Origin of the sequence: Pseudomonas sp. B21-032 (assembly GCF_024748965.1) — a bacterium.
In the GTDB taxonomy this organism is placed as follows: Bacteria; Pseudomonadota; Gammaproteobacteria; order Pseudomonadales; family Pseudomonadaceae; genus Aquipseudomonas.
In genome coordinates this window covers 2,466,277-2,482,489 of sequence record NZ_CP087180.1, presented here as the reverse complement: position 1 = coordinate 2,482,489, position 16,213 = coordinate 2,466,277, and the positions used below count along the sequence as shown (strand labels likewise).

At 66.2% G+C, this 16,213-nt stretch carries 18 protein-coding genes and 1 pseudogene; 17 read left to right on the top strand and 2 right to left on the bottom strand.

Features of this window, described 5'->3' with window-relative positions:
- Positions 1–6: 6 nt before the first annotated feature.
- Positions 7–738, bottom strand: a complete 732-nt coding sequence (locus LOY54_RS11505) for an SDR family oxidoreductase (RefSeq protein ID WP_045196777.1) — start codon at positions 736–738, stop codon at positions 7–9.
- 91 nt (positions 739–829) lie between these two features.
- Here LOY54_RS11505 and LOY54_RS11500 point away from each other — a divergent pair, with 91 nt between their 5' ends.
- The gene (locus LOY54_RS11500; RefSeq protein WP_258610442.1) at positions 830–1,384 is read left to right on the top strand and encodes a TetR/AcrR family transcriptional regulator; all 555 of its coding nucleotides are present in this window, start codon (positions 830–832) and stop codon (positions 1,382–1,384) included.
- Positions 1,371–1,967, top strand: a complete 597-nt coding sequence (locus LOY54_RS11495) for a DUF4157 domain-containing protein (protein ID WP_258610441.1) — start codon at positions 1,371–1,373, stop codon at positions 1,965–1,967. The genes LOY54_RS11500 and LOY54_RS11495 overlap by 14 nt, the downstream gene beginning before the upstream one ends.
- Here LOY54_RS11495 and LOY54_RS11490 read toward each other — a convergent pair whose 3' ends face one another.
- Complete coding sequence (locus LOY54_RS11490; RefSeq protein ID WP_258610440.1) at positions 1,968–2,564, bottom strand: TetR/AcrR family transcriptional regulator; 597 nt, start codon at positions 2,562–2,564, stop codon at positions 1,968–1,970.
- Between the two features lie 110 nt (positions 2,565–2,674).
- Here LOY54_RS11490 and LOY54_RS11485 point away from each other — a divergent pair, with 110 nt between their 5' ends.
- The 15 genes and pseudogenes from LOY54_RS11485 (at position 2,675) to LOY54_RS11415 (ending at position 16,132) form a co-directional block, all read left to right on the top strand.
- Complete coding sequence (locus tag LOY54_RS11485; protein WP_195883806.1) at positions 2,675–3,730, top strand: sugar phosphate isomerase/epimerase; 1,056 nt, start codon at positions 2,675–2,677, stop codon at positions 3,728–3,730.
- Positions 3,731–3,759: 29 nt separating this feature from the next.
- The gene (locus LOY54_RS11480; protein ID WP_045196767.1) at positions 3,760–4,626 is read left to right on the top strand and encodes an alpha/beta fold hydrolase; all 867 of its coding nucleotides are present in this window, start codon (positions 3,760–3,762) and stop codon (positions 4,624–4,626) included.
- Positions 4,627–4,717: 91 nt separating this feature from the next.
- On the top strand, positions 4,718–5,764 hold the full coding sequence (locus LOY54_RS11475) for a class I SAM-dependent methyltransferase (protein ID WP_213601570.1): 1,047 nt from the start codon (positions 4,718–4,720) through the stop codon (positions 5,762–5,764).
- Positions 5,765–5,818: 54 nt separating this feature from the next.
- A pseudogene (locus LOY54_RS11470) lies at positions 5,819–5,926 on the top strand (GntR family transcriptional regulator); the annotation flags it as partial.
- Between the two features lie 80 nt (positions 5,927–6,006).
- Positions 6,007–6,678: a GntR family transcriptional regulator gene (locus LOY54_RS11465; protein ID WP_258610439.1), complete on the top strand. Its 672-nt coding sequence runs from the start codon at positions 6,007–6,009 to the stop codon at positions 6,676–6,678.
- Positions 6,679–6,923: 245 nt separating this feature from the next.
- Positions 6,924–7,856 carry a 4-hydroxyproline epimerase gene (locus LOY54_RS11460; RefSeq protein ID WP_258610438.1) on the top strand — a complete coding sequence of 311 codons (933 nt, stop codon included), beginning with the start codon at positions 6,924–6,926 and terminating at the stop codon, positions 7,854–7,856.
- Positions 7,853–8,968, top strand: a complete 1,116-nt coding sequence (locus tag LOY54_RS11455; RefSeq protein ID WP_093383877.1) for an FAD-binding oxidoreductase — start codon at positions 7,853–7,855, stop codon at positions 8,966–8,968. The genes LOY54_RS11460 and LOY54_RS11455 overlap by 4 nt, the downstream gene beginning before the upstream one ends.
- Positions 8,961–9,197 carry a (2Fe-2S)-binding protein gene (locus tag LOY54_RS11450; protein WP_123567779.1) on the top strand — a complete coding sequence of 79 codons (237 nt, stop codon included), beginning with the start codon at positions 8,961–8,963 and terminating at the stop codon, positions 9,195–9,197. The genes LOY54_RS11455 and LOY54_RS11450 overlap by 8 nt, the downstream gene beginning before the upstream one ends.
- Positions 9,194–10,444, top strand: coding sequence for an FAD/NAD(P)-binding oxidoreductase (locus LOY54_RS11445; protein WP_258610437.1), 1,251 nt, complete (start codon positions 9,194–9,196; stop codon positions 10,442–10,444). Before LOY54_RS11450 ends, LOY54_RS11445 begins: the two co-directional genes overlap by 4 nt.
- Before the next feature lie 56 nt (positions 10,445–10,500).
- Entirely contained in the window at positions 10,501–11,250 is a 750-nt protein-coding gene (locus tag LOY54_RS11440; protein ID WP_093383887.1) for an AraC family transcriptional regulator, read from the top strand.
- A gap of 231 nt (positions 11,251–11,481) precedes the next feature.
- Positions 11,482–12,300, top strand: a complete 819-nt coding sequence (locus tag LOY54_RS11435) for a transporter substrate-binding domain-containing protein (protein WP_045196753.1) — start codon at positions 11,482–11,484, stop codon at positions 12,298–12,300.
- Between the two features lie 10 nt (positions 12,301–12,310).
- The gene (locus LOY54_RS11430; protein ID WP_258610436.1) at positions 12,311–14,092 is read left to right on the top strand and encodes an aconitase family protein; all 1,782 of its coding nucleotides are present in this window, start codon (positions 12,311–12,313) and stop codon (positions 14,090–14,092) included.
- Complete coding sequence (locus tag LOY54_RS11425; RefSeq protein WP_258610435.1) at positions 14,085–14,756, top strand: amino acid ABC transporter permease; 672 nt, start codon at positions 14,085–14,087, stop codon at positions 14,754–14,756. Before LOY54_RS11430 ends, LOY54_RS11425 begins: the two co-directional genes overlap by 8 nt.
- A 10-nt stretch (positions 14,757–14,766) precedes the next feature.
- A complete protein-coding gene (locus LOY54_RS11420; protein WP_045196748.1) occupies positions 14,767–15,417 on the top strand; it encodes an amino acid ABC transporter permease in 651 nt (216 codons plus the stop codon).
- Complete coding sequence (locus LOY54_RS11415; RefSeq protein ID WP_038995715.1) at positions 15,410–16,132, top strand: amino acid ABC transporter ATP-binding protein; 723 nt, start codon at positions 15,410–15,412, stop codon at positions 16,130–16,132. Before LOY54_RS11420 ends, LOY54_RS11415 begins: the two co-directional genes overlap by 8 nt.
- Positions 16,133–16,213: the final 81 nt, after the last annotated feature.

Sequence of the window (16,213 nt, the reverse complement as noted above, 5' to 3'; positions counted from 1 at the left end):
AAAGGCTTACCAGCGCTCCATCCACGGCCGCAGGTCAAGCTCGAAGGTCCAGGCGTCGCGCGGCTGGCTGTGCAGAAACCAGTAGCTGTCGGCGATATGTTGCGGGTCGAGAATGCCGTCCTGGTCCTTGAGTGCATAGCGCTCGGGGAAGCTGTCGCGGATGAACGCGGTATCGATGGCACCGTCCACCACCACATGGGCGACATGAATATTGCGCGGCCCAAGTTCGCGGGCCATGCTCTGGGCCAGGGCGCGAATGCCGTGCTTGGCGCCGGCAAACGCGGCAAACCCGGCTGCGCCGCGCAAGCCTGCAGTGGCACCGGTAAACAGGATAGTCCCACGCTCGCGGGTCACCATGCGCCGCGCCACCGCCTGGCCGCTGAGAAAGCCTGCGAAACAGGCCATTTCCCAGATCTTGAAGTACTTGCGCGCGGTCTCTTCGAGAATGCTGCAGGGCACGTTGGCGCCGATGTTGAAGACAAAGGCTTCGATCGGACCGACGCTGCTTTCGATCTCTTCGACCAGCGCCGCCACCTCCTCTTCCTTGCGCGCATCCGAGGCAAAACCGTAGGCCTCGCCACCGGCGGCGCGGATCTCGTCCACCAGCGGCTGCAGCTTGTCGGCGCTGCGCCGGGTCACGCAGGCGACATAACCCTCGCGGGCAAAGCGCCGGGCAATCGCGCCGCCGGTTGCATCACCGGCCCCTACCACCAGTACCACCTTCTTGCCTTGGGTCATGTCTCGCCTCCATTGGTAAACGATCATTTAGTAAACGAACGCTATGCTATGATTCAGGCTTCGTCAAGCCAGCCCTGTGGAGCCTACCGGCGTGCGCTATTCCACCACTCACAAAGAACAAACCCGGCAGAAACTGCTGCAAAGCAGCGGCGCCCTGGCCAAACGCGGCGGCTTTGCCGCCACTGGCGTGGCCGGGCTGATGAAGGCCATCGGCCTGACCGGCGGCGCCTTCTACAACCACTTCCCGTCCAAGGACGAGCTGTTCACCGAGGTGGTGCGCCGCGAGCTGTCGCACAGCCCCATCGCCCAGCAGCCGATGAACCGCGCGCGGCTCGAACGCTGCCTGGAGCAGTACCTGAGCATGGCCCACCTGCACAATGTCGAAGGCGGCTGCGCGATCCCGACCCTGGGCGCGGAAATCGCCCGCGCCGAGCAGCCGGTGCGCGCGGAAGCCGAACACTGGCTGTGCCAGCTCCAGCAAGCATGGGCGCAAACCCTCGAAGACCCGGCGCTGGCCTGGGCGCTGATCAGCCAGTGCGTGGGCGCGCTGGTGCTTGCGCGCATGCTCGCCAGCGAGTCGATACAGGAGGAAGTGCTCAAGGCCTCTCGCGACTTTATTGCCGGGGCCCTGCATGAAGCGCCTTGAGTCGTTGCTGCTCAGCCTTGCCCTGAACGCCCCGCTCACCGCCCTCGCCGCCTGCCCGGCCGGCCAGTACGAAATCTGCCTGGGCAGTTGCATCTGCTCGCCCATCGACCCCGGCCAGGCCGGCACCGTGCTCGACGACCTCGGCCGGGTGGCCAGCAGTTCCCTGGCCCTGGCCTTGCAGCAGGCGCGCAACACCGCTGCGGCGGGCACGCTGCTGCCGATCCCCCTGCACATCCGCGCCCAGCTCGAATCCTATTATGACTTCCAGGTGCTCGACGCGGCGCGCTACAAGGTCGGCGACCAACAAGCCCTGGACAGCGCCAACGCCCTGCTGCAGAACCCCGACGTCAACGCCGTGACCCTGATCGACATCATCGTTTTTCGCAACCAGGCCGACGCCGAAAACAACGTCGCCCTCTGGGCCCACGAACTGCACCACGTGCAGCAGTACCAGCAATGGGGCGTGGAAGAGTTCGCCCGGCGCTACTCGCGCGACTTCGACGCCGTCGAAGCGCCGGCCTACGAGATCCAGGCAAAGGTCAGCAAGGCCCTGCGCGAGCGGGCCTCGGGCCAGGCGCGCTGATCAGGCCAGGGCGGCGTGCAAAGCGCACAACGCCGGTTTGATCATCGCCTGCAGGCGCGCCGTGGCAATGCCGTCGCGGGCCTGGATGGCAATACCGTGCAGCAAGGTGGCAAACAGGTCGCCCAGCGCCTGGGCGTCGGCCTCGGCCTTGAGCTCGCCACGGCCATGGGCCTGCTGCAGCAGGTCGATGATCGACTGGGTACGCTGGCGGCGCAGCTCGCTCATCCAGTCCAGTACGCCGCTGATATCCGGGCCGCCGCTGGCGGTCGATGACACCGCCAGGCAACCGCGCGGGCCGTCCGCTGGGGTGTAGGTGGCAATGGCCTCGTGGAGGATCTGCTCCACGGCCTGGCCCACCGCCAGCTCACGGTTGATGACCCGCTCGGCAAAGCCGCCCTGCTCGGCCAGGTACAGCGCCACCACCTCGCGAAACAGCTGCTCCTTGCTGCCGAAGGCGGCGTAGATGCGTGCCGAGGCAATGCCCAGGGCACTGACCAGCAAGGCCATTGACGTGCCTTCGTAACCGTATTGCCAGAAGGTCGCCAGGGCCTTGTGCAGGGCCTGGTCGCGATCGAATTCCCGGGGACGTCCGGCCATGGGTTGTGTGTCCATCAAATCAGATGGGGCGGATTCTACCCTGCAAGACAGTTGACGCAAGCGCGTTGTCGCCCTATTGTTTGTCGATCGACAAACAATAGGAAGTCATCATGCGTACCCTCAAAGGTCCTAGCCTGCACCTGGCCCAGTTCAGTGCCGAACAAGCCCCTTTCAACAGCCTGCCCGAGATCGCCCGCTGGGCTGCCGGCCATGGTTTCAAGGCCTTGCAGGTGCCGGCCTGGGACCGGCGTCTGTTCGACCTGGAACTGGCCGCACACAGCCAGACTTACTGTGATGAGCTGCGCGGCATGCTTGCCGAACACGGCCTTGAGGTCAGCGAGCTGAGCACCCATCTGCTCGGCCAGTTGGTAGCGGTTCACCCGGCCTACGACGCCCTGTGCGACAACTTCGCCCCGCCCGCGCTGCACGGCAAACCCCAGGCGCGCACCGCCTGGGCGCTGGAACAACTGCAGTTGGCAATCAAGGCCTCGCAACGCCTGGGCCTGACCGACATGGGGACTTTCTCAGGCTCACTGGCCTGGCCTTACCTGTTCCCGTTTCCGCAGCGCCCGGCGGGCCTGATCGAGGCGGCTTTCGAAGAGCTGGCGCGGCGCTGGCGGCCCATCCTCGATGCCTGCGAAGACCACGGCATCAACCTCTGCTATGAGATTCACCCCAGCGAAGACCTGCACGACGGCAGCAGCTTCGAGCGCTTCCTCGACCTGGTGGATAACCACCCGCGCTGCAACCTGCTGTTCGACCCCAGCCACTTCGTCCTGCAGCAACTGAACTACCTCGACTACCTGGACATTTACCACACGCGCATCCGCATGTTTCACGTCAAGGATGCCGAGTTCAACCCAACCGGTCGCCAGGGCATCTACGGCGGTTACTGCGACTGGACCGAGCGCGCCGGGCGCTTCCGATCCCTGGGCGACGGCCAGGTCGATTTCAAGGCGATCTTCTCCAAGCTTGCGCAATACGACTTCCCCGGCTGGGCCACCCTGGAATGGGAATGCTGCCTCAAGGACCAGGAAGACGGCGCCCGCGAAGGCGCGGCGTTCATCCGTGAGCACATCATCCAGGTCACCACTCGCACCTTCGACGACTTCGCCGGCGCGCCGGTCGACCCGCAACAGATCCGGACCCTGCTGGGCCTGGCTTGAATCCCCCTCTTTCACCTGGAGTGCAACCGATGTCCATCACCCCCGAAGCCGACTTTGAACACCGCTACCTGATCCTCGAACCCGGCCGCCGCCTGCATTGCGTGCAACTGGGCAGCGGCCAGCCGGTGCTGCTGATCCCCGGCTGGCCGCAGACCTGGTACGCCTGGCGGCATGTCATGCGCGCCCTGGCTCGCCAGGGTTACCAGGCGATTGCCGTCGACCTGCCGGGCACCGGGCTGTCCGACCCGGCCAGCGAAGGCCATGACACCGGCACCATCGCCGCCCTGCTGCACCGCGCCATGGGCCAGCTCGGCCATCAGCGCTACCGGCTGGCCGGGCATGATGTGGGCATGTGGGTCGGCTACGCGCTGGCCAGCGATTACCCCGAGGCGGTCAGCCAGCTGGTGCTCAGCGAAGCGGTGATCCCGGGCCTGGCCGAAGCGCCGCCGATCTTTGTCAGCGCCGAGCAGAACATCTTTATCTGGCACTTTCTCTTCAACCAGTTGCAGGATCTGCCCGAAGCCCTGATCACCGGCCGCGAGGACCGCTACCTGACCTTTATGTACGAGCGTTGGGCGCACCATGTCGACCGCGTGGCCGTCGACACTTACATCAGGGCCTACAGCAAGCCCGGCGGCTTGAGCGGCGGCCTGGCCTACTACCGCTCGATCAGCCAGACCATCGCCCAGAACCGCCAGCGCGCCGGCAAACGCCTGGGCATGCCAGTGCTGGCCATCGGCGCCGAGCATGCTACCGGCGAGGTGCCGTTGCAGACCTTGCAGGCCCATGCCGACAACCTGCGCGGCAGCGTCATCGCCGACTGTGGGCACTTTGTCATGGAAGAGGCGGACGAAGCGTTCAGCGCCCAACTGCTGGCGTTCTTCGAAGCGAACTAGACTTAAAGGTTGCCCCCGCAACACATTGGCCCGAGGTTGCCGGCCCGCCGGCAGCCCCGTTGACGTTGGACTTCTTGCAGGAGAACACGCAATGGACGAAGCCAGACTCAATGACTTCATGGGCAAGCTGGTCACCGACATGGGTGCCGCGGCCATGCTTGCCAACCTGATCCTCGGCGATGAACTCGGTTTGTACCGGGCCATGGCCGACAGCCAATTCATCTCCCCCGAACAACTGGCCGACAAGACCGGCTGCAATCCCCGCCTGCTGCGCGAATGGCTGAGCGCCCAGGCCGCGTCCGGCTATATGGAGCACAGCGACGGACGCTTTCGCCTGCCCGAAGAACAGGCCATGGCCCTGGCCATCGAAGACTCGCCGGTGTATGTCGCCGGCGGCGCCTCGGTGATCGCCGCGCTGTTCCACGACAAGGACAAACTGGTCGCCGCCATGCGCGGCGATGGCGCCCTGGCCTGGGGTGATCACCATCCGTGCATGTTCAGCGGCACCGAACGTTTCTTCCGCCCCGGCTACCGCGCCCACCTGGTGGCCGAATGGCTGCCGAGCCTGAGCGGGGTGGTCGACAAGCTGCAGGCCGGGGCCAAGGTCGCCGATATCGGCTGCGGCCACGGCGCCTCGACGGTGATCATGGCCCAGGCCTTCCCGGCCTCGCGCTTCAGCGGCTTTGACTACCACGGCCCATCGATCGCTATCGCCAGCCAACGCGCCGCCGAAGGCGGTGTGGCCGAACGCACGCAGTTCGTCCAGGCCAGCGCCAAGAACTTCCCCGGCACCGATTACGACCTGATCTGCTATTTCGACTGCCTGCACGACATGGGCGACCCGGTCGGCGCCGCCCGGCATGCCTATGAGTCGCTCAAAGCCGATGGCACGGTGCTGCTGGTCGAGCCCTATGCCAACGACACCCTGGATGAAAACAGCACCCCGGTCGGGCGCTTGTTCTATGCCGCTTCGACCTTTATCTGCACGCCGAACTCGTTGTCGCAGGAAGTTGGCCTGGGGCTCGGCGCCCAGGCGGGCGAGGCGCGGCTGCGCGCGGTGTTCGAGGAAGCCGGGTTCAAGCACTTTCGCCGAGCGACCGAGACGCCGTTCAATTTGATCCTTGAAGCGCGCAAGTAAGCGCTGATACCTGGTCAGGCCAGCCTCCACCCAACCTGGGGGGCTGGCCTCATCGCCGCCAAGGTCGCGCTGGATTACCTGCGCTTGAAACACAACGACAGCAGCAACCTGCGCGACATCGCCGCGCCCATTGCCCTCAAAGAGCCCCGCATAGGCCGCTGAGCATGCCAGCGGGCAGGTCTGGCGCCATGCATGGAGAGTTTCGTATACCATATCCATAAATAACTTCGGACGACGCCACCGTGACCGTACCCCGCCTCAACGCCCCGGACCTGGGCAACACGCCCTCGACTTCGGAAATCATCACCCGTCACCTGCGCGATGCGATCATTGCCGGGCACTTCGCCGAAGACGAACCAATCCGCCAGGACGATATCGCCCGCCAGTTCAACGTCAGCAAGATCCCGGTGCGTGAAGCGCTCAAGCGCCTGGAAGCCGAAGGCCTGGTGATGTTCCAGCGCAATCGCGGGGCGATGGTTACGCGCATGTCCGAACCAGAGCTGGCGCAGATGTTCGAAGTGCGCATGCTGCTCGAAGACAAGGCCCTGCGCCTGGCCATCCCGAACATGACCGAGGAAACCTTCGCCCGCGCCGAGCGCATCTGCCAGGAGTTCGTCGGCGAGAACGACGTCGGCCGCTGGGCCGAACTCAACTGGGAACTGCACGCCTGCCTGTATGAACCGGCGCAGCGGCCGTTCCTGGTCAACATGATCCGCTCGGTGAACGACAAGCTGGAGCGCTACCTGCGCATGCAGATGAGCCTCTCGGCAGGCAAGGAGCGCGCCGACCACGAACACCGCGACATCCTCGACGCCTGCCGGGCCAAGGATGTCGAGCTGGCAGTGAGGCTGCTCGACGAACACATCGCCGGCGTCTGCAAGACCCTGTTCGAGCACCTGCCTCCCACCAAATAATGGCAACCTGGTGGACCTGTGGGAGCGGGCTTGCCCCGCGATCGAGCGCGAAGCGGTCGCAATCCAGGCGCCACCCGATGTGCTGGCTGTACTGGCCTCATCGCGGGGCAAGTCCGCTCCCACAGGTTCCGGCAGGACTCGGCCGCTGTGCCGATTTCGTCATCGGCGTGGCGTAAAGGCATCAAGCCTGCGCACTGGGGGACACGCCACTCTGTCCTTCACTTCCCTGAACGGACGCGGCCTCCATGAAACGCATTACCGTGATCGATTCCCACACCGGCGGCGAACCGACCCGCCTGGTCATCGACGGCTTCCCCGACCTTGGCAACGCCAGCATGGCCCAGCGCCGCCAACGCCTTGCCGAGGCACACGATCAATGGCGCACTGCCTGCATGCTGGAGCCGCGCGGCAGCGATGTGCTGGTCGGCGCGCTGCTGTGCGAGCCGGTGGACCCCAGCGCCTGCGCCGGGGTGATCTTCTTCAACAACACCGGTTACCTGGGCATGTGCGGCCACGGCACCATCGGCCTGGTGGTGTCGCTGGCGCACCTGGGCAGGATCGGCCCAGGCGTGCACCGCATCGAAACCCCGGTCGGCACCGTGCAGGCGACCCTCCACGAGGACCGCTCGGTCAGCGTGCGTAACGTGCCGGCCTACCGCTACCGCAAGGACCTGGCGCTGGAGGTGCCCGGCATCGGCAAGGTAGTGGGCGATGTGGCCTGGGGCGGCAACTGGTTCTTTTTGATCGCCGACCACGGCCTGGAGGTCGCCGGTGACAACATCGAGGCGCTGACGGCCTATACCTACGCCGTGCAACAGGCCCTGGAAGAGCAAGGCATTCGCGGTGAAGACGGCGGCCTGATTGACCATATCGAGCTGTTTGCCGACGACCCCGACGCCGACAGCCGCAACTTCGTGCTGTGCCCTGGCAAAGCCTACGACCGCTCGCCCTGCGGCACCGGCACCAGCGCCAAGCTCGCCTGCCTGGCTGCCGACGGCAAACTGCAACCCGGGCAGACCTGGCGCCAGGCCAGCGTGATCGGCAGCACCTTCGAGGGCTCGTTCGAGGACGACGGCCAACGCATCATCCCGACCATTCGCGGCCGCGCGCACATTAGCGCCGAAGCCACGCTGATCCTCGAGGAGGACGACCCGTTCGCCTGGGGCATTCGCCCGTGAGCCGTGGTGCCGTGGCCGATGTCATCGTCATCGGCGCCGGAATCATCGGCGCCGCCTGCGCGCAGGCGCTGGCCGCGCGCGGGCTGCAAGTACTGGTACTCGATGCCGGGCTGCACGGCGCCACGGCCGCCGGCATGGGCCATTTGCTGGTGCTCGACGACAATCCCGCAGAGCTTGCGCTCAGCCAGTATTCGCTACAACGCTGGCGCGAACTGGCCCCGCAACTCCCCGAGGCCTGCGCCTATCGCAGCAACGGCACCCTGTGGCTGGCGGCCAACACCGAAGAAATGGCCGTGGCCGAACACAAATTCAACCTCCTGCAAGCACAGGGGGTGGCCTGCGAATTGGTCGCCGGGCACGCCCTGCGCCAGCGCGAACCGGCGCTGCGCGAGGGGCTCGAAGGCGGTCTGCTGATCAACGGCGACGGTATTCTCTATGCCCCGGCCACTGCCGGCTGGATGCTGCAAACAGCAGGGATCGAACAGCGTCGGGCGCGGGTCAGCGCAGTAGAGGGCAACCGTGTGCGCCTCGACAGCGGCCAGTGGCTGAGCGCCGAGGCCGTGGTGCTGGCTAACGGCATCCAGGCCACGCAGCTGTGCCCGGAGCTGCCGATCGAGCCGAAGAAAGGCCACCTGCTGATCACCGATCGCTACCCCGGCACCGTCACCCATACCCTGGTGGAGCTGGGCTACGTGACCAGCGCCCACAACGCCAGCGGGCCGTCGACTGCCTGCAATATCCAGCCACGGCCGACCGGCCAGCTGTTCATCGGTGCCTCGCGCCAGTTCGGCACCACTGACCCGGCCGTGGAAGGCTGGATGCTGGCGCGCATGCTCAAGCGCGCAACCGAGTACATGCCGGACCTGGCAAATCTGAACGGTATCCGCGCCTGGACCGGCTTTCGCGCCGCCAGCCCCGACGGCCTGCCGCTGGTGGGCCGCCATCCGCAGCAGGATGGCCTGTGGCTGGCGGTCGGTCATGAAGGGCTGGGCGTGACCACGGCGCCGGCGACCGCCGATCTCTTGAGCGCGCAGCTGTTTGACCAAACGCCGCCGCTGGCGGCCAGCCCTTACCTGCCAGATCGCTTTCTCGGAGCCCTCGCCCATGCCTGACCTGACCCTCGATGGCCGCCCGCTACGCGTGGCCGACGGCACCAGCGTCGCTGCTGCTCTGGCCCTGGGCGGCGATGGCTGCTCGCGCACTTCGGTCAGCGGCCAGCGCCGCGCCCCGCTGTGCGGCATGGGCATTTGCCAGGAGTGCCGGGTGACCATCGACGGCCGCCGGCGCCTGGCCTGCCAGACCCTGTGCCGTGACGGCATGCAGGTGGAGACCCGCGCATGAACGAACACACCAACTTGCTGATCATTGGCGCCGGCCCCGCCGGGCTGGCTGCGGCACTGGCCGCCGCGCCGCGGGCCGCGCGCATCGTGCTGCTCGACGACAACCCGCTGCCGGGCGGGCAGATCTGGCGCGACGGGCCGCAGGCCAAGCTGCCCAAGCAGGCGCGCCGGCTGCGCGAGCAGGTGCTGGCCTGCGCCAATGTGCACTGGCACAGCGACACGCGGGTGATCGCCAACGCCGGCCCCAACAGCCTGCTGGTGGAGAACGCCGAGCGCGGCTGGCAAATCCACTACGAGCGCTTGGTCCTCTGTACCGGCGCCCGTGAACTGCTGCTGCCCTTCCCTGGCTGGACGCTGCCTGGGGTGACCGGTGCCGGTGGCTTGCAGGCGTTGATCAAGGGCGGGATGCCGGTGCGCGACGAGCGTATCGTCATCGCCGGCAGCGGCCCCTTGCTGCTGGCCAGCGCCGCCACCGCCAAGGCCAATGGCGCGCGGGTACTGCGCATCGCCGAGCAGGCCTCGCTTGCGGCCGTCAGCGGCTTTGCCGCACAGTTGCCGCGCTGGCCGCACAAGCTGCTGCAATCGTTTAGCCTGTTCGACCGCCAGTACCGTAGCGCCAGCCATGTGCTGGCCGCGCTGGGCACCGACCGGCTCGAAGGCGTACGCCTGCAGCAGCACGGCCAGGTGGTTGAAATTGCCTGCGATCGGCTGGCTTGCGGCTTCGGCCTGATCCCCAACATCCAGTTGGGCCAGGCCCTGGGCTGCGCCGTGGAGCAACAGGCGCTTGCCGTCGATGCCTGGCAGGCGACTTCGCAACCCGGCGTTTACGCGGCAGGCGAATGCACAGGTTTCGGTGGCAGCGAGCGCGCTCTGGTTGAAGGTGCTATTGCAGGTTTTACGGCCACCGGCAATCGCCAGGCAGCGCAGCAACTGTGGCGCCGCCGCGCGCGCTGGCACGCCTTTGCCCGCGCATTGAACACGGCCTTCGCCCTCGACCCCGCACTGAAGTCGCTGGCAACCGCCGACACCCTGGTGTGCCGCTGCGAAGACGTGCCCTATGCCGCCCTCGCCGGGCACAGCGACTGGCGCCAGGCCAAGCTGGCCAGCCGTTGCGGCATGGGCGCCTGCCAGGGCCGGGTGTGCGGTGCGGCCACCGCCCACCTGTTCGGCTGGCAGCCCTCGGCACCGCGCCCGCCATTCAGCCCGGCGCGCATCGACACCCTGCTGCACCTTGAGAGCGACACTTGAGGTAAACACCGGGGGCGCTCTATGATCCCGACGGTCGCCCCCGGAACGTCAGCGCCATGCACGCCACGCTCAACCACTTCGCGCCCTGCGACCTGCCGACCCTGCTCAGCAGCCTGCAGCCGATTGCACCGCTGCTCGACACCCTCAACGACGTGGTGTTCTTCATCAAGGATTGCGAGGCGCGCTACGCCTTCGTCAACCAGACCCTGGCCCGGCGCTGCGGGCGCAAGCACCGCGAAGACTTGCTCGGGCTTACCGCCGAGCATGTGTTCCCCGCCCGCTTCGGCCCGCTCTACACCGAGCAGGACCGCCGCGTGCTCAGCAGTGGCCGGGAACTGGCCGACCAGCTTGAGCTGCACCTTTACTTCGGCAACCAGCCGATCTGGTGCCTGACCCACAAACGGCCACTCAAGGACGCCGAGGGCACTATCGTCGGCCTCGCCGGCATTTCCCGCGACCTGCAACTGCCCCAGTCCAACCACCCGGCGTTCCACAAGCTCGCTGCCGTCGATGCACATATCCGCGCCCACTTCACCCGCCCCATCAGCCTTGCAGAGCTGACCGCCATCGCCGGGCTGTCGGTGGCGCAGCTGGAGCGCCACTGCAAGCGCATCTTCCAGCTCACGCCGCGACAGATGATTCACAAGGCGCGGCTCGAAGAAGCCTCGCGCCTGCTGCAGGAGCTCGACCTGCCGATCACCGAGATCGCCCTGCGCTGCGGTTACACCGATCACAGTGCTTTCAGCCGGCAGTTTCGCGCCCTCACCGGGCTTTCACCGAGCCAGTACCGCGACAGCCAGCGCTAAGTGTTCCTTTATCGGGCGCTGCGCACAGGCAGTGCTCCGATATGTAACACCTGCCCCGCTCCCCTGCTGCAGCACCCCAACTGCCCTTGTTTGCTTCGAGCGCCCTAGCCCACGGGCCGAAAGATTATTCCTACATCGGCGACAAAACAGGCACGGCCATTGCACTAGAAAATATCGTATACGAAATTACCAATACGATATTTAACAGCACGCTCCCAACCCGAGGCCTCTATGAAAAACCGCACATTTGCCGTAGCCCTCAGCGCTGTTCTCAGTACCACCTTTATCGCCAACGCCCAGGCTGACAAGCTCGATGACATCATCGGCTCCGGCAAGCTGCGCTGCGCCGTGACCCTGGACTTCCCACCGATGGGTTTTCGCGATGAGGGCAATAAGCCCGCCGGCTTCGACGTCGACTACTGCAGCGACCTGGCCAAGGTGCTCGGGGTTGAGCCGGAAGTGGTCGAAACGCCCTTCCCCGACCGCATTCCGGCGCTGGTTTCGGGCCGTGCCGACGTGATCGTCGCGTCCACCTCCGACACCCTCGAACGGGCCAAGACCGTCGGCCTGACCGTGCCCTACTTTGCCTTCCAGATGGTCGTGCTGACCCGCGACAACACCGGCATCAACAGCTTCGACGACCTCAAGGGCAAGGCGCTGGGCAACACCAGCGGCACCTATGAAGCCATTGCCCTGGAAAAAGACGTGAAGAGCTGGGGCAGCGGCACCTTCCGTGCCTACCAGTCGCAGAACGACACCCTGCTGGCGGTCGCCCAGGGGCACATCGACGCCACCGTGGTCACCAACACCGTCGCCGCCGCCACCCTCAAGTCCGGCAAGTACAAGAACCTCAAGGTCGCCGGCAATGCCCCTTACGTGATCGATTACGTGTCGCTGGGCGCCAAGCGCAACGAGTATGGCCTGCTGCGCTACCTCGACCTGTTCGTCAACCAGCAGGTGCGCACCGGGCGCTACAAGGAGCTGTTCACCAAGTGGGTCGGCACCGAAATCGCCCCGACCGACCTGACCGTGCCACAGGTCTACTACTGAGGTGGGCAGCATGACCAGCACACCGATCCCCCAGGCCGGGCGCAGCCTGGTCGCGGGCGCGGCCCAGGGCCCCTTGCTGTTCGCCGATACCGGGCTGAGCTTCTGGGGCGGGGTCGACGCCGCCAGCGGCGAAGTCATCGACCGTCATCATCCACTGAGTGGCCAGTGCATCGCCGGGCGTGTGCTGGCGATCCCCAGCGGGCGCGGCTCGTGCACCGGCAGCAGCGTGATGATGGAACTGATCAGCAACGGCCACGCACCGGCGGCACTGGTGCTGGCCGAGGCCGACGAGATCCTGACCCTCGGCGTGCTGGTCGCGCAAACCCTGTTCCAGCGCTCCCTGCCGGTGCTGTGCATCGGCAAGCAGGCCTTCGCCAGTTTGCCCGGTGCAGGCTGGGCAAGGGTCGAAGGCGATTGCCTGAGCCTGTATCCCCAGGCCCCGGCCGATCACTGGCAGGCCGCGCCGTATGACCACAGCGCCGAGTCTTTCAACACCCGCCTGAAGCTGCAAGCCCAGGACCAGGCGCTGCTCGACGGCACGCACGGCAAGGCGGCGCAAATGGCCATGCAGATCGTTTTGCGCATGGCCGAGCTGCAAGGCGCCGAGCAGTTGCTGGACGTCACCCAGGCGCACATCGACGGCTGCATCTACACCGGCCCCGCCAGCCTCGGCTTTGCCGAACAGCTGGTGCGCTGGGGCGCAAAGGTGCGGGTGCCGACCACCCTCAATGCCATCTCGGTCGATCAGCGCCGCTGGCGCGAGCTGGGCATCGACCCGGCGCTGGGCGAGCCGGCCAGCGCCCTGGGCGATGCTTACATGGCCATGGGTGCGCAGATGAGCTTCACCTGCGCGCCGTACCTGCTCGACAGCGCGCCGAGCCAGGGCGAACAGATCGTCTGGGCCGAATCCAACGCCGTGGTCTACGCCAACAGCGTGCTCGGCGCGCGCACCCTCAAGTACCCCGACTACCTGGATATCTGCATCGCCCTGACCGGCCGCGCGCCGCGCATCGGCTGTCACCTGGACAGCCAGCGCAAGGCGCAGTTGTTGGTGCAGGTGCCGGCGCTGGCGGCACTGGATGACAGCTTCTACCCGCTGCTCGGCTACCATATCGGCGCCCTGGCCGGCTCGCGGATACCGCTGATTTACGGGCTGGAACAGGCGCAGCCGAGCCTGGACGACCTCAAGGCGTTCGGCGCCGCCTTTGCCACCACCTCGGCGGCGCCGCTGTTTCATATCGCCGGCGTCACCCCCGAAGCGCTGGAGCCGGCGCAGGTCCTCGAACCGGGCGCCAACCTGCCCAGCGAGCGCATCCAACTGGCGGACCTGCTGCACAGCTGGCACGCGCTCAACAGTGCCCGCGAGCCGCAGGTGGATGTGGTGTCGCTGGGCAACCCGCATTTTTCCTTCAGCGAGTTCGCCGCGCTTGCACAGCTGTGCCAGGGCCGGCACAAACACCCGGAGGTGGTCGTGGCCATCACCTGCGGTCGCACAGTGCTCGAACAGGCCCGCGCCGCCGGGTACATCGCCGAGCTTGAGCGCTTCGGCGTGACCCTGGTGACCGACACCTGCTGGTGCATGCTGGGTGAGCCGGTGATCCCGCCAACGGCGCGTACACTGATGACCAACTCGGGCAAATATGCCCACTACGGGCCGGGCCTGGCCGGCCGCCCGGTGCATTTCGCCAGCCTCGCCGAGTGCGTCGCGTCGGCCTGCAGCGGCCAGGCCAGCGGTCGCTTGCCGGCCTGGTTGCAAGCGGCCCAGAGCCAGGAGGGCCGCGCGCATGTTTGACTTTGACTACACCTTCCAGTGGCGCTCGGCGTTGCGCGCGCTGCCCGACATGCTCGCCGGCGCCTGGGTGACCTTCGAGACCGCCGCCCTGTCGATGATCTTCGGGGTGCTGATCGCCCTGGCCCTGACCGTCATGCGCGAAGGCAAGCAACCGCTGCTGCGCGGTTTTGCCAACGGCTGGGTGTCGATTGCGCGCAACACGCCGTCGCTGTTCCAGATCTACATCCTGTACTTCGGCCTCGGCTCGCTGGGCCTGCACGTCAGCTCGTGGATCGCCCTGCTGGCGGGCATCACCTTCAACAACGCGGGGTACCTGGCGGAGAACTTTCGCGGCGGCCTCAAGGCCGTGCCGACTACGCAAGTGCGCGCGGCCCGTTCGCTGGGCATGAGCGCTTTCCAGACCTACCGGATGATCGTCATCCCGCAGCTGCTGCGGGTGGTGTTCTACCCGCTGACCAACCAGATGGTCTGGGCGGTGCTGATGACCTCGCTGGGGGTGATCGTCGGCCTGAACAACGACCTCACCGGCGTGACCCAGAACTACAACGTCAAGACCTTCCGCACCTTCGAATACTTCGCCCTGGCGGCGGCGCTGTACTACCTGATTGCCAAGGCGATCGTCGCGCTGGCCCGGCTGATGGCCTGGCGGCTGTTCCGTTACTGAGGAGCTCGGCATGTTTTCCACCGGTTTTACCTGGAACGACTTTGTGTTCCTGCTCGACGGGGCGCGTATCACCTTGCAGCTGACCTTCTGGGCGATTTTGCTGGGGACCTTTGCCGGCTTGCTGTTCGGCCTGGCCCGGGCCCTGTGGCCACGGCTGAGCCTGCCACTGGCGTGGGTGCTGGATGTGTTTCGCAGCGTGCCGCTGCTGATCCAGTTCGTGCTGTTCAACTCGTTCAAGAGCATCGTCGGCCTCGACATCAGCGCCTTCAGCGTCGGCTGCATCGTGCTCGGCGTCTACACCGCCGCGTACTTCACCGAGATCGTCCGCGGCGGCGTGCTGGCGGTGTCGCTGAGCGTGCGTCGGGCCAGCCGCTCACTGGGCATGAGCTACCTGCAGGACCTGCGCTGGATCGTCTTGCCAATGGCCACCCGGGTGGCGTTTCCCGGCTGGCTGAACCTGGTCCTGGGGGTGATGAAAGACACGGCGCTGGTGATGTGGATCGGCATCGTCGAATTGCTGCGCGCTTCGCAGACCATCGTTACGCGGATTCAGGAACCCCTGCTGGTGCTGTGCATCGCAGGCCTCATCTACTACGTCATGAGCCTGGTGGTTGCCCGCCTGGGCGCCCGTCTGGAAAGAAGGTGGCAGGAAAATGATTGAGATCGAGAACGTACACAAATCCTTCGGCGACCTGGAAGTGGTCAAGGGCGTAAGCCTGACCGTGAACAAGGGCGAAGTGGTATCGATCATCGGCGGCTCGGGCTCGGGCAAGTCGACCTTGCTGATGTGCATCAACGGCCTGGAGCCGATCCAGAAAGGCAACATCCGCGTCGACGGCGTCGAGGTCCACCACCGCGCCACCGACCTCAACCGCCTGCGCCAGAAGATCGGCATCGTCTTCCAGCAGTGGAACGCCTTCCCGCACCTGACCGTGCTGGAAAACGTCATGCTCGCGCCGCGCAAAGTGCTCGGCAAAGACAAGCACGACGCCGAGGCGCTGGCCGTCAAGCAGCTGACCCACGTCGGCCTGGGCGACAAGCTCAAGACCTTCCCCGGCAAGCTCTCGGGCGGCCAGCAGCAACGCATGGCGATTGCCCGGGCGCTGGCGATGTCGCCGGACTACATGCTGTTCGACGAGGCCACCTCGGCACTCGACCCGCAACTGGTCGGCGAGGTGCTCGACACCATGCGCATGCTCGCCGAGGACGGCATGACCATGGTGCTGGTGACCCATGAGATCCGTTTTGCCCGCGATGTGTCGGACCGCGTGGCGTTCTTCCGTAACGGCCTGGTGCACGAGATCGGCTCGCCCGACCAGGTGATCGGCAACCCGTTGCAGCCGGAGACGGCGGCGTTCTTGAAGTCAGTGAAATAGAAGCATCGCGGGTCAAGCCCGCTCCCACACCACTATCCCTGTGGGAGCGGGCTTGCCCCGCGATGAGGCCCTCCCTAACGA

Excerpts from the sequence above, each read along its gene's own strand:
- LOY54_RS11475 (WP_213601570.1), top strand. The coding sequence starts at position 4,718 with ATGGACGAAGCCAGACTCAATGACTTCATGGGCAAGCTGGTCACCGAC.
- LOY54_RS11495 (WP_258610441.1), top strand. The coding sequence starts at position 1,371 with ATGAAGCGCCTTGAGTCGTTGCTGCTCAGCCTTGCCCTGAACGCCCCG.
- LOY54_RS11435 (WP_045196753.1), top strand. The coding sequence starts at position 11,482 with ATGAAAAACCGCACATTTGCCGTAGCCCTCAGCGCTGTTCTCAGTACC.
- LOY54_RS11450 (WP_123567779.1), top strand. The coding sequence starts at position 8,961 with ATGCCTGACCTGACCCTCGATGGCCGCCCGCTACGCGTGGCCGACGGC.
- LOY54_RS11490 (WP_258610440.1), bottom strand. The coding sequence starts at position 2,564 with ATGGCCGGACGTCCCCGGGAATTCGATCGCGACCAGGCCCTGCACAAG.
- LOY54_RS11485 (WP_195883806.1), top strand. The coding sequence starts at position 2,675 with ATGCGTACCCTCAAAGGTCCTAGCCTGCACCTGGCCCAGTTCAGTGCC.
- LOY54_RS11425 (WP_258610435.1), top strand. The coding sequence starts at position 14,085 with ATGTTTGACTTTGACTACACCTTCCAGTGGCGCTCGGCGTTGCGCGCG.
- LOY54_RS11415 (WP_038995715.1), top strand. The coding sequence starts at position 15,410 with ATGATTGAGATCGAGAACGTACACAAATCCTTCGGCGACCTGGAAGTG.
- LOY54_RS11480 (WP_045196767.1), top strand. The coding sequence starts at position 3,760 with ATGTCCATCACCCCCGAAGCCGACTTTGAACACCGCTACCTGATCCTC.
- LOY54_RS11460 (WP_258610438.1), top strand. The coding sequence starts at position 6,924 with ATGAAACGCATTACCGTGATCGATTCCCACACCGGCGGCGAACCGACC.
- LOY54_RS11505 (WP_045196777.1), bottom strand. The coding sequence starts at position 738 with ATGACCCAAGGCAAGAAGGTGGTACTGGTGGTAGGGGCCGGTGATGCA.
- LOY54_RS11440 (WP_093383887.1), top strand. The coding sequence starts at position 10,501 with ATGCACGCCACGCTCAACCACTTCGCGCCCTGCGACCTGCCGACCCTG.
- LOY54_RS11420 (WP_045196748.1), top strand. The coding sequence starts at position 14,767 with ATGTTTTCCACCGGTTTTACCTGGAACGACTTTGTGTTCCTGCTCGAC.
- LOY54_RS11430 (WP_258610436.1), top strand. The coding sequence starts at position 12,311 with ATGACCAGCACACCGATCCCCCAGGCCGGGCGCAGCCTGGTCGCGGGC.
- LOY54_RS11445 (WP_258610437.1), top strand. The coding sequence starts at position 9,194 with ATGAACGAACACACCAACTTGCTGATCATTGGCGCCGGCCCCGCCGGG.